The 12,243-nt window shown below is 73.9% G+C and carries 9 protein-coding genes; 2 read left to right on the forward strand and 7 right to left on the reverse strand.

The annotated features are described in order from the left end of the window. The first annotated feature begins 134 nt into the window (after positions 1-134). Positions 135-1,142: a DUF389 domain-containing protein gene (locus tag GA0070214_RS15540; protein ID WP_091263409.1), complete on the forward strand. Its 1,008-nt coding sequence runs from the start codon at positions 135-137 to the stop codon at positions 1,140-1,142. On the opposite strand, the gene GA0070214_RS15545 is transcribed toward GA0070214_RS15540, so the two are convergent. Beyond that, positions 1,105-1,539 (reverse strand): hypothetical protein, encoded by a 435-nt coding sequence (locus GA0070214_RS15545; protein WP_091263411.1) that lies wholly within the window; start codon positions 1,537-1,539, stop codon positions 1,105-1,107. The two genes, GA0070214_RS15540 and GA0070214_RS15545, sit on opposite strands and share 38 nt — an antisense overlap. Positions 1,540-1,832: 293 nt before the next feature. Then, the gene (locus GA0070214_RS15550) at positions 1,833-4,355 is read right to left on the reverse strand and encodes a Tex family protein (RefSeq protein WP_091263413.1); all 2,523 of its coding nucleotides are present in this window, start codon (positions 4,353-4,355) and stop codon (positions 1,833-1,835) included. 154 nt (positions 4,356-4,509) lie between these two features. Between GA0070214_RS15550 and GA0070214_RS15555 the strand changes: the two genes are divergently transcribed. Further along, positions 4,510-6,021, forward strand: a complete 1,512-nt coding sequence (locus GA0070214_RS15555) for a deoxyguanosinetriphosphate triphosphohydrolase family protein (RefSeq protein ID WP_091263970.1) — start codon at positions 4,510-4,512, stop codon at positions 6,019-6,021. 9 nt (positions 6,022-6,030) lie between these two features. Here the strand turns inward: GA0070214_RS15555 and GA0070214_RS15560 are convergent, their stop codons facing one another. From GA0070214_RS15560 to GA0070214_RS15580, 5 genes are all read right to left on the reverse strand, one after another. After that, the gene (locus tag GA0070214_RS15560; RefSeq protein WP_091263414.1) at positions 6,031-7,182 is read right to left on the reverse strand and encodes an MBL fold metallo-hydrolase; all 1,152 of its coding nucleotides are present in this window, start codon (positions 7,180-7,182) and stop codon (positions 6,031-6,033) included. Positions 7,183-7,270: 88 nt separating this feature from the next. Next, positions 7,271-8,215 carry an SDR family NAD(P)-dependent oxidoreductase gene (locus tag GA0070214_RS15565; protein ID WP_091263416.1) on the reverse strand — a complete coding sequence of 315 codons (945 nt, stop codon included), beginning with the start codon at positions 8,213-8,215 and terminating at the stop codon, positions 7,271-7,273. Further along, complete coding sequence (locus GA0070214_RS15570; protein WP_091263418.1) at positions 8,212-9,396, reverse strand: zinc-dependent alcohol dehydrogenase; 1,185 nt, start codon at positions 9,394-9,396, stop codon at positions 8,212-8,214. Before GA0070214_RS15570 ends, GA0070214_RS15565 begins: the two co-directional genes overlap by 4 nt. A 154-nt stretch (positions 9,397-9,550) precedes the next feature. Continuing rightward, positions 9,551-10,312: a succinate dehydrogenase/fumarate reductase iron-sulfur subunit gene (locus tag GA0070214_RS15575; protein WP_091263420.1), complete on the reverse strand. Its 762-nt coding sequence runs from the start codon at positions 10,310-10,312 to the stop codon at positions 9,551-9,553. Continuing rightward, the gene (locus GA0070214_RS15580) at positions 10,309-12,243 is read right to left on the reverse strand and encodes a fumarate reductase/succinate dehydrogenase flavoprotein subunit (RefSeq protein WP_091263422.1); all 1,935 of its coding nucleotides are present in this window, start codon (positions 12,241-12,243) and stop codon (positions 10,309-10,311) included. Before GA0070214_RS15580 ends, GA0070214_RS15575 begins: the two co-directional genes overlap by 4 nt.

The following is a 12,243-nucleotide window of genomic DNA, read 5'->3' on the forward strand; positions in this document are numbered from 1 at the left end:
GGTGTTGCCCTAATGCCAACGAAGATCCCTTTCGCGTTCCTCGCTCGCTTCCGTGCGGCTGCCGCGGCCGGGCCGGACCGGTAGAGTGCGGCGGCCGGCGGTGCTGGGCCGCCGCAACGCAGGGGAGGTGGCCGGTGCTGCACCTGAGGGTGATCGCGCCCCCCGATCGGTCGAGCGCCGTCGTCGACCTGCTGGCGGCCGATCCCGGCGTCACCCACCTCGTCGTGCTGGCCGGGGCCGCCCGCCAGCCGGCCGGTGACTACGTCACCTGTGACGTGGTGCGGGAGAGCGCCGACGGCGTGCTGCGCAAGCTCCAGGACCTGGGCGTCGAGGCGCAGGGGGCCATCGCGGCCGACGACGTCGAGCTGACCCTGTCCGCGGCGGCGGACAAGGCCGCGGAGGACGCCCCCGGGCACGGCGACGACGCCGTGGTCTGGGACGAGATCGCCGCGAAGACCGGGGAGCAGACCGTGCTCACCGGCACCTTCCTGGCGCTGATCGTCGTGGCCACCATGATCGCCGGCATCGGCGTGCTGCTCGACCAGCCCATCCTGATCGTCGGCGCCATGGTGGTCGGCCCGGAGTTCGGCCCGCTCGCGGCCCTCTGCGTGGCGCTCCTGCGCCGGCAGCCGCACGTCATCGGCCGCTCGGTGCAGGCCCTCGTGGTCGGCTTCCTCGTGGCGATGGTGGCCACCGTCCTGAGTACCTGGGCGCTCACCGCCGCCGGGCTGGTCAGCCGGGGCATGCTGCTGGCCGACCGGCCGCTCACCGACTTCATCTGGCGCCCGGACGCGCTGTCGTGGGTGGTCGGCGTGCTCGCCGGGATCGCCGGCATGCTCTCGCTGACCTCGAAGAAGTCCGGCTCGCTGGTCGGCGTGCTGATCTCGGTGACCACCGTGCCGGCGGCGGCGAACGTGGCGGTCGCGGCGGCCTACGGCGTCTGGCACGAGGCGGCGGGCTCCGCCCTCCAGCTCGTGATCAACCTGGCCGCCATCGTGCTGGCCGGCCTGCTCACCCTGGTCCTGCAGCTCAGCTGGTGGCGACGGGTGGAGCGGCGGTCCACGCGCGGCGTGCCCCGGCAGCGGGCCGACCGCTCGGTGCCGGTCAGCGCCAGTCGTCGCCCGCCTCGAGACGCAGGCTGAGCAGCGTCCCCAGAGGCACCGACTCACCGTCCCGGCCGCCCCGCCCGACCACGAGTGGCGGCGGCGCGGGCTCCGGGTCGGCCCCGAACAGCCGCGACCGCAGGCTCGGCGGCACGGTGAGCAGGTAGAAGCGGCCGTCGGTGTCCACGGCCCGGCTGTGCGCCCGGTCCACGTACCAGCCGGTGATCCGGGTGCGGTACCGGCCGCGTCCGTCGTAGCCGGCCGCCGTCAGCCGCTCGGTGCGCAGCCCGCGCCGCAGCGCCTCGGCGGCGAACCGGGCCACCAGCTCCGCGGCCTCCGCCTGCTCGGCGGCGCGCTGCCGGGCGTCGGCCGCCGCGTGCGCCCGCACCGCGCGGCGCTGCCGTTCCCGCCACTCCAGGCCGTCGTCGCCACTCACGCCCGCGAGGGTACGCGCCCCCGCGCGCCACCCCCTCGACGCTTCCACCGGGCCATCCACGGTCACGCTGTCGAGCTGAGTCGCCGGCGACGTCAGGCCGCGACCTGCCGAGCGCTCCCGCTGGCGGCGCAGAAGATCATCGTCGGGCGGTCAAGGTACCTGGATCTTGGACAGTTGCCGTTCGAGGCGAACGACAACTGTCCAAGATCTCGACGGAGTGCCAACCGTTCGCGCGGCGGGTGCGCTGTCGGGTTGAGTCGTTCGTGACGTCAGCTCGACAGCGTCGCGCAACCTCAGGCCAGGCCGGCGCGCCGCAGCGCGTCCGCCATGGCGCTGTTGGCCGGCGCCGGAGCGCCGCCGCCGCGGCCCTGCCGCTGCTGCGGCCCGCCGCGCGAGCCACCCCGGTCGCCACGCTCCTCACGACCACCGCGCGGCCCGCCGCCGCCCTGACCGCCGCCGCCCTGACCACTACGGCCCTGACCGCCGCCGCTCTGGCCACCGCGCGGCCCGCTGCCGCCCTGGCCACTACCGCCCTGACCGCTCCGGCCGCCGCGCTGACCGGCACCCGGGCCGCCCGCGTCAGCGCCGCGGTCGCGGCGGCCGTCGCCACCCTGCGGGCGCCCGGCGGGGGCCTCGTCGTCCAGCCGCAGGGTCAGCGAGATCCGCTTGCGGGGCACGTCGACGTCGAGCACCCGGACCCGGACCACGTCGCCGGACTTCACCACGTCGCGGGGGTCCTTCACGAAGGTGTGCGACATGGCGGAGACGTGGACCAGGCCGTCCTGGTGCACGCCCACGTCGACGAACGCGCCGAACGCGGCCACGTTGGTGACCACGCCCTCCAGCACCATCCCCGGCGTCAGGTCGCTGATCTTCTCGACCCCCTCCACGAAGGTGGCCGTCCGGAACTCCGGGCGCGGGTCGCGGCCGGGCTTCTCCAGCTCGGCGAGGATGTCGGTGACGGTGGGCAGGCCGAAGGTGTCGTCGACGAACTCGGTCGCCCGGAGGCCGCGCAGGATGGCCGACTTCCCGATGAGCGCGCGCAGATCCTGCCCGGTGTGGGCGAGGATCCGGCGCACGACCGGATACGCCTCGGGGTGCACGCTGGAGGAGTCGAGCGGGTCGTCGCCGCCCGGGATGCGCAGGAAGCCCGCGCACTGCTCGAAGGCCTTCGGCCCGAGCCGGGACACCTTCTTCAGCTCGGCCCGGGTGCGGAACGGCCCGTTGGCGTCCCGGTGCAGCACGATGTTCTCGGCCAGCCCGGCGCCGATGCCGGAGACCCGGGTGAGCAGCGGGGCCGAGGCGGTGTTGACGTCCACGCCGACCGCGTTGACGCAGTCCTCGACCACGGCGTCGAGGGAGCGCGACAGCTTCACCTCGGACAGGTCGTGCTGGTACTGCCCGACGCCGATCGAACGCGGGTCGATCTTCACGAGCTCGGCGAGGGGGTCCTGGAGGCGGCGGGCGATGGAGACCGCACCGCGCAGCGACACGTCGAGCCCGGGCAGCTCCTGCGAGGCGTACGCGGACGCGGAGTAGACCGACGCGCCGGCCTCGGAGACGACCACCTTGGTCAGCTTCAGCTCCGGGTGCCGCTTGATCAGGTCCCCGGCGAGCTTGTCGGTCTCCCGGCTGGCGGTGCCGTTGCCGATGGCGACCAGCTCGACGCCGTGCGCGGCGGCCAGGGTCGCCAGCGTGTGCACCGAGGCGTCCCACTGCCGGCGCGGCTCGTGCGGGTAGATCGTGTCCGTGGCGACCACCTTCCCGGTGGCGTCGACAACGGCCACCTTCACGCCGGTACGCAGGCCCGGGTCGAGGCCCATGGTGGGGCGGGCGCCGGCCGGCGCGGCGAGCAGCAGGTCGCGCAGGTTGGTGGCGAAGACCCGGACGGCCTCCTCCTCGGCCGCCTGCCAGAGCCGCAGCCGCAGGTCGGCGCCGAGGTGGATGAGGATCCGGGTACGCCACGCCCAGCGCACCGTGTCGGTCAGCCACCGGTCGGCGGGCCGCCCCTGGTCGCTGACCCCGAACCGGCCGGCGATGGCCGCCTCGTAGCGCGTGGGGCCGGTGACCACGGCGTCGGAGTCGCCCTCGGCCTCCGGGTCCATGGTCAGGTCGAGCACGCCCTCCTTCTCGCCCCGGAACATGGCGAGGATCCGGTGCGAGGGCAGCTTCGGGTACGGCTCCGCGAAGTCGAAGTAGTCGGCGAACTTGGCGCCGGCGGTCTCCTGGCCCTCGCGTACCCGGGAGACCAGCCGGCCCCGCGACCACATCTGCTCGCGCAGCGTGCCGATGAGGTCGGCGTCCTCGGCGAAGCGCTCGACGAGGATGGCCCGGGCGCCGTCGAGTGCGGCCGCGGCGTCGGCGACCCCCTTGTCGGCGTCGACGTAGCCGGCGGCGGTGTCCCGGGGGTCCCGCGCCGGGTCGGCCAGCAGCGTGTCGGCGAGCGGCTCCAGCCCCGCCTCGCGGGCGATCTGGGCCCGGGTGCGCCGTTTCGGCTTGTAGGGCAGGTAGATGTCCTCGAGCCGGGACTTCGAGTCGGCCGCCATGATCTGTGCTTCCAGGGCCTCGTCGAGCTTGCCCTGGCCGCGGATCGACTCCAGCACCGCGGCGCGCCGCTCGTCCAGCTCGCGCAGGTAGCGCAGCCGCTCCTCCAGGGTGCGCAGTTGCGCGTCGTCGAGCAGGCCGGTGGCCTCCTTGCGGTAGCGGGCGATGAACGGCACGGTGGCGCCGCCGTCGAGCAGCTCCACGGCCGCCCGCACCTGCCGTTCGGCGACGCCGAGCTCCTCGGCGATCCGCTGGTGCACAGACTGGGTCACGATCTGATCCGCCTTCTCGGGTGGGTTCGGCAGCCATTGTGCCGGGCGCGCCCCGGCCGGCCGCGCGGCACCCGCCGCGCCCCGTCCGGCACACCGGTCCCAGCGGGCGACAGGCGCATCGCGACCTCCGGGACGCTGCGCTAGCGTGGCGATCATGGAACTACCTGCGGACCCGCGGGCCCGGCGGCTCTTCGGCGGCAGCGCCCGAGCGCTCGGTGACCTCGCCGTCAGCCCGTTCCGGGCCGACCGGGACCGCATCGTGGGGTCACCCTTCTTCGCCCGGCTCAACGGGGTGACCCAGGTCATCAGCCCGGGCGGGTCAGGGCTGCTCGTGCACAACCGGCTCACCCACAGCCTGAAGGTGGCCCAGGTGGCCCGGGCCGTCGCCGAGCGGCTGAGCGCCGACCCTGCGCACCGGGACCTGCTGGAGAAGCTGGGCGGCTGCGACCCGGACGTGGTGGAGGCCGCCGCGCTCGCGCACGACCTCGGTCACCCGCCGTTCGGGCACCTGGGGGAGCGGGTGCTGGACCGGCTGGCCCGGCAGCGGCTCGGGCTGGCCGACGGCTTCGAGGGCAACGCCCAGTCGTACCGGATCGTCACCAGCACCGAGATCCGCGGCGCGGCGACCACCGGCCTGGACCTGACGGCGGCGGTCCGGGCGGCGATGCTGAAGTACCCGTGGACCCGGCTGGACCACCCCGACCCGCACCCGCGGCACCTGGACCCGGCGCCGCGCGGCGCGGCCGCCCCGCCGGACGACCCGGAGAGCGGGTCGGCGAAGTTCGGCGCGTACCGGACCGAGCTGGACGACCTGCGGCAGGCCCGAAAGCCGTTCGCCGGCCGGATCCCGGACTGGCAGCAGACGCCCGAGGCGTCGATCATGGACACCGCCGACGACATCGCGTACGCCATCCACGACGTGGAGGACTTCTACCGGGTCGGCGTGCTCCAGCAGGGCGCGGTGGCCGCCGAGCTGATGGCCTGGCAGCGGGAGTGCGGGCACTTCCGGGCGATCACCGCCTCGGCGCTGGCCGCGGCGGGCCGGCGGCCCGGCGCGGCGATCGAGCGGCTGCGCCGGCAGTTGCACCGCAAGGACGCCTGGATCGCCGACGACGGGGCGTTCGCCGCCGCCGTCGAGCATGTCCGCGAGGAACTGGTGGAGGGGCTGCTGGCGCTGCCCTTCGACGGCTCGATCGAGGCCGAGCAGTACGTGGCCCGGTTCTCCGCCCGCTGGTCCACCCGGTTCGTCGACGCCATCACCGTGACCCCGGAGCCGGACGTCCGTTCCGGGTACGTGCTGCTGGCCAAGCCGCAGTGGCACGAGGTGCAGGTGCTCAAGTTCGTGCACCACCGGTTCGTGCTGGCCCGCCCGGACCTGGCCCTCCACCAGCGGGGCCAGGCGCGGCTGCTCGGCACCCTGGTGGAGGCGCTGTGGGAGTGGCTGCTCGACCCGGAGGAGGAGTCCCGGCTGCCCCGCCGGCTGCACGACCTGGTCGAGCTGGCCGAGGCCGAGCTGCACCCGCGCACCCCGGACCGGATCGGCCGGGCCCGGGGGCGGGCGATCGTCGACTTCGTCGCGCAGCTCACCGACGGGCAGGCGGTGGCGATGCTGGACGCGCTGTCCGGCCGCTCCGGCGCCCTCTGGACGGACGCCTTCGTGCTCTGAGGCGCGCGGTCAGGCGACGGCCTGCCACCAGCCGTCGACCGCCGGCGGCTCGTCCACCACCACCCGCTCGCCGGGCCGCGGCACGGCCAGCCGGACGTCCCGGGCCTTCGCCTCGGCCCAGAGCCGGTCCACCGGCTCGGACCAGTCGTGCAGGGCCAGGTTGAAGGTGGCCCAGTGCACCGGGAGGAACAGCCCGCCGCGCAGGTCGAGGTGAGCGGCGACCGCCTCCTCGGGGAACATGTGGATGGTCGGCCACGCCCGGTCGTACGCGCCGATCTGCATGAGCGTGGCGTCGAACGGGCCGTGCTCCGCGCCGATCTCGGCGTAGCCGTCGAAGTAGCCGGAGTCGCCGGTGTAGAAGACCTTCCGCTGCGCCCCGGCGATCACCCAGGAGCTCCAGAGCGTGCCGTCGCGGCGCAGCCCGCGGCCGGAGAAGTGCTGGGCCGCGGTCGCGGTGAGGGTCAGCTCGCCGATCCGGTGGCTCTCCGCCCAGTCCAGCTCGACGATCCGCTCCTCGGGCACGCCCCACCGGTCCAGGTGGGCGCCGACGCCGAGCGGCACGAGGAACGGCGCGGACTGGTGTTCGAGCAGCCCGCGGACGGTGGCCATGTCCAGGTGGTCGTAGTGGTCGTGCGAGATGAGGATGGCGTCGAGCCGGGGCAGCTCCTCGAGGCGGACCGGCGGCTCGTGGATGCGGCGCGGGCCGACCAGCGCCGACGGGGAGCAGCGGTCGCTCCAGACCGGGTCGAGCAGCACCCGGTGCCCCTCGATCTCGACCAGCGTGGAGGCGTGCCCGTACCAGACGATGTTCAGCTCGGTGCGCGCGTCGGCGTCGCCGGGTGCCACCTCGGCCGGCCGCAGCAGCGGGACCGCCGCGGAGGGCCGCCGCTTCTGCTTGCCGAAGATCAGCTCCTTGACCAGGTTGCGACCGGGGTCGGCGACCATGGTGCTGCGGGTGCCCGACGGGTTGTGGAAGGTGCCGTCCCGGAAGCGCGGCGAGCGGGCGGCCCGTTCCGCGCGGGCGCCGGAGAGCCGGCCGCCGAGCTGGGCGGGCACGTCCCGCGCCGCCCAGGCCAGCCCTGCCACCGCGGCCAGCCCCGCCATCCGCCACCGCCGCCCGCCGGCCGCGCGTTCCAGTTCCCGGTCTGCCGGTCGCCGCATGTCCCGTCCCTCCGCCGTGTCCCGCAGTACACGGTAGCCATCCGCCCGCCACCCCGCGCGGGCGACGACGCACCCGGCCCGCGCCCGCTCACCGGAGCCGGCGCAGCAGCGCCGAGCCGGCCGCCGCGGTCACCCCGCTCACCGACCGGACCGCCCGCGACAGGTCGGGCCGCCAGCCGCCCCGGACCGCCTCGCCGGCCGGGTTCGGGGCGAAGACGATGCCCGGGTGCGGCGCGACCGGCCGGTCGGTCAGCCCGGCGCGCCGCATCAGCGGCCCCACCAGCACGTCGTACACCCCGGGCAGCACGGTGAAGCCGAATCGCATGACGACGTTGAGCCGCCCCACCGAGACCTCGCGGCGGGGCCGGTCGGCGCAGTCGGCCATGGCCCGGGCCACCCGCTCGGGGGTGGTGACCGGCGGCGGCGGGCGGCCGATCCGGCCCAGGTAGTTGGCCGCCTGCCGGTAGACCGGCGTGTCGACGCTGCCCGGGTTGACCAGGCAGATCCGCACGCCGGAGGTCTCCCGGGCCTCCTGCTGGAGCGCCCGGGTGAGTCCCTGGAGGCCCCACTTGGCCGCCACGTAGCCGCTCATGTAGGGCGCCGTGATGTGCCCGAGGACCGAGCCGGTGAGGATCAGCGTGCCGCCCGAGGCGGCCCGGAAGCGGCGCAGCGCCACCCGGGCCACCTCGGCGGCGGCCAGCAGGTCGGTGCGGACCACCTGGTCGAAGACCTCGGCGGGGGTCTCGTCGAAGCGGCCGTAGGCCATCACGGCGGCGGTGTGCACCCAGACGTCGATGCCGCCGAACTCCGCCTCGGCCGTGTCGGCCAGCGCGGCCACCGCGCCGGGCGCGGTGACGTCCATGGGTACGGTCCGCACGTCGGCGCCCGCCGCCCGGCACTCGTCGCGTACCTCGGCGAGGGTGGCGGGGGAGCGGGCCGCGAGGACCAGGCGGTCCCCGCGGCCGGCGAACTCCCGGGCCGCCGCCCGGCCGATGCCGCTCGTCGCGCCGGTGACGACCACCGTGCGGCTCACGGTTCGAGCACGACCTTGACGCAGCCGTCCTGCTTCTTCTGGAACATCTCGTACGCCTGCGGCGCCCGCGCCAGCGGCACCCGGTGGGTGCGCAGGTCCTCGACGCCGAGCGGGTCGTCGTCGCCGGCGAGCAGCGGCATGATGTCGTCGATCCAGCGCTTCACGTGGCACTGCCCCATGCGCAGCTGGACGCCCCGGTCGAACATCTCCATGAGCGGCATCGGGTCCTGCTCGCCGCCGTACACACCGGAGATCGACACGGTGCCGCCGCGCCGGACCGCCCTGAGCGCGGCGTGCAGCACCACGAGCCGGTCGACGCCGGCCTTGTCGGTCATGGTCTGGGCCAGCTTGTCCGGGAGCAGCCCGGCGGCGGTCTGGGCGACCCTGCCGAGCGGCGCGCCGTGCGCCTCCATGCCGACCGCGTCGATCACCGCGTCCGGGCCGCGCGCGTCGACCAGGTCGATGAGCGCACCGGGCACGTCGTCCAGCTCGCTGACGTCGAGCACCTCGATGCCGTGCCGGCGGGCCATCTCCAGCCGCTCCGGCACCAGGTCCAGCCCGATCACCCGGCCCGCGCCGAGGTGCCGGCCGATCCGGGCGCAGAACTGCCCGACCGGGCCGAGGCCGAACACGGCCAGGGTGCCGCCGGGCGGGGTGTCCGCGTACTTCACGGCCTGCCAGGCGGTGGGCAGGATGTCGGAGAGGTAGAGCCAGCGCTCGTCGGGCCCGGTCTCCGGGATCTTGATGGGGCCGAACTGGGCCTGCGGCACCCGCAGGTACTCGGCCTGCCCGCCCGGGACGGAGCCGTAGAGCGAGGTGTAGCCGAACAGCGCCGCGCCCTTGCCCTCGCTGGTCACCTGGGTGGTCTCGCACTGGGCGTAGAGCCGGCGGTCGCACATCCAGCACGAGCCGCAGGAGATGTTGAACGGGACGACCACGCGGTCGCCGGGCCTGAGCCGGGTCACCCCGGGGCCGACCTCCTCGACGATGCCCATCGGCTCGTGCCCGAGCACGTCGCCGGGCTTCAGGTACGGCCCGAGCACCTCGTAGAGGTGCAGGTCGGAGCCGCAGATGGCGGTCGAGGTGATCCGGATGACCGCGTCGGTCGGCTCCTCGATCCGGGGGTCCGGTACGTCCTCGACGCGGACGTCACGCTTGCCTTGCCAGGTCAGTGCCTTCATGCCGGAAAGTCCCCTCTTCGGTGCCGTCCATGGGACTGCTACCCGGAGGGGAGGGGTTGAACCGGCGGCGTGGCGCCCGCGCGTACCCCGGAAAGGGGCGACCGCCGCGCCCCCGGTGCGGGGCGCGGCGGTCGCGTGGGTCGGGCGGCGGGGCTCAGGACCCCGGGGTGCCGGCGCGCTTGGCCGTCGCCTTGAGGTAGTCCCGGTTGAGCCGGCCGATGGTGTTCAGCGGGATGCCCTTCGGGCAGGCCGCCGCGCACTCGCCGATGTTGGTGCAGCCGCCGAAGCCGGCCTCGTCGTGCGCGTCCACCATGCCGATCACCCGGGTGTAGCGCTCGGGCTGGCCCTGCGGGAGCAGCGAGAGCTGAGTGATCTTGGCGGCGGTGAACAGCATGCCGGAGCCGTTCGGGCAGGCCGCCACGCAGGCGCCGCAGCCGATGCAGGCGGCCGACTCGAAGGCGGCGTCGGCGTTGGCCTTGGCCACCGGCGTGGAGTGGGCCTCGGGGGCGCTGCCGGTCGGCGCGGTGACGTACCCGCCGGCGGCGATGATCTGGTCGAACGCGTTGCGGTTGACCACGAGGTCCTTGACGACCGGGAAGGCCCGGGCGCGCCACGGCTCGATGTCGATGGTGTCCCCGTCGGAGAACTGCCGCATGTGCAGCTGGCAGGCGGTGGTGCCGCGCTGCGGGCCGTGCGCCTCACCGTTGATCATGAGGCTGCACATGCCGCAGATGCCCTCGCGGCAGTCGTGGTCGAAGGCGACCGGCTCCTCGCCGTCGAGGATCAGCCGCTCGTTGAGCACGTCGAGCATCTCCAGGAAGGACATGTCCGGGGACACGTCCTGCACCGGGTAGGTCACCATCTGACCCTTGTCCTCGGGGCCCTTCTGGCGCCAGATGCGCAGGGTCAGGTTCACTTGTAGCTCCGCTGCGTGGGGTGGACGTATTCGAAGGTCAGGTCTTCCTTGTGCAGCACGGGCTGGCCGGTGCCGGTGTACTCCCAGGCCGCCACGTAGGAGAACCGGTCGTCGTCGCGCTGCGCCTCACCGTCGGGGGTCTGGTGCTCGGCCCGGAAGTGGCCGCCGCAGGACTCCTCGCGGTGCAGGGCGTCGATGCACATGAGCTCGGCCAGCTCGAAGAAGTCGGCCACCCGGCCGGCCTTCTCCAGCGACTGGTTGAGCCCCTCGCCGTCGCCCGGGACGCGGACCCGCTGCCAGAACTCGTCGCGCAGCGTGCGGATCTCGTCGATCGCCTTGCGCAGCCCGGCCTCGGAGCGCTCCATGCCGCAGTGCTCCCACATGATCTGGCCCAGCTCCCGGTGGAACGAGTCCACGGTGCGGTCGCCGTTGATCGCCAGCAGCCGCTGGAGCCGCTCCTCGACCTCGGTCCGCGCGGCGACCGCCTCCGGGTGGCTGGCGTCGACCTTCTCCAGCCCGCCGGACGCCAGGTAGTTGGCGATGGTGTTCGGCAGCACGAAGTAGCCGTCGGCCAGGCCCTGCATGAGCGCCGAGGCGCCGAGCCGGTTCGCGCCGTGGTCGGAGAAGTTCGCCTCGCCGATCACGAACAGGCCCGGGATGGTCGACTGGAGGTCGTAGTCGACCCAGAGGCCGCCCATCGTGTAGTGCACGGCGGGGTAGATCCGCATCGGGACCTCGTACGGGTCCTCGCCGGTGATCCGCTCGTACATCTCGAAGAGGTTGCCGTACTTCGCCTCGATGGCCTTGCGGCCCAGCCGGTTGATCGCGTCGGCGAAGTCGAGGTAGACGCCGAGCCCGCCGGGGCCGACGCCGCGGCCCTCGTCGCAGACGTTCTTCGCGGCGCGGGAGGCGATGTCGCGGGGGACCAGGTTGCCGAAGGAGGGGTAGATCCGCTCCAGGTAGTAGTCCCGCTCGTCCTCGGGGATGTCCTTCGGGCTGCGGGCGTCGCCCTTGGCCTTGGGCACCCACACCCGGCCGTCGTTGCGCAGCGACTCGCTCATCAGGGTCAGCTTCGACTGGTGGTCGCCGGAGACCGGGATGCAGGTCGGGTGGATCTGCGTGTAGCAGGGGTTCGCGAAGTACGCGCCCTTGCGGTGCGCCCGCCAGGAGGCGGTCACGTTGCAGCCCTTGGCGTTGGTGGAGAGGTAGAAGACGTTGCCGTAGCCGCCCGAGGCGAGCACGACGGCGTCGGCCATCTCGGTGCTGATCTCGCCGGTGACCAGGTCGCGGACCACGATGCCGCGGGCCCGGCCGTCGACGATCACCAGTTCGAGCATCTCGTGCCGGGCGTTCATCTCCACGTTGCCCAGGCCGATCTGCCGCTCCAGCGCCTGGTACGCGCCGAGCAGCAGCTGCTGTCCCGTCTGGCCCCGGGCGTAGAAGGTGCGCTGCACCTGCGCGCCACCGAAGGAGCGGGTGTCCAGCAGGCCGCCGTACTCGCGGGCGAACGGGACGCCCTGCGCGACGCACTGGTCGATGATGTTGACCGAGACCTCGGCCAGCCGGTGCACGTTCGACTCCCGGGAGCGGAAGTCGCCGCCCTTGACGGTGTCGTAGAAGAGCCGGTGCACCGAGTCGCCGTCGTTGCGGTAGTTCTTGGCGGCGTTGATGCCGCCCTGCGCGGCGATCGAGTGCGCCCGGCGCGGGCTGTCCTGGTAGCAGTAGGACTTCACGTGGTAGCCCTGCTCGGCCAGGGTCGCCGCGGCGGAGCCGCCGGCCAGGCCGGTGCCGACCACGATCACGGTCAGCTTCCGCCGGTTCGCCGGGTTGACCAGCTTCATCTCGAACCGGTGGCGGTCCCAGCGGGTCTCGATGGGGCCGTCGGGAGCCTTGGTGTCGGCGATCGGGTCGCCGGTGGTGAAGAGATCCAT

The organism is Micromonospora chaiyaphumensis, assembly GCF_900091435.1.
Taxonomy (GTDB): domain Bacteria; phylum Actinomycetota; class Actinomycetes; order Mycobacteriales; family Micromonosporaceae; genus Micromonospora; species Micromonospora chaiyaphumensis.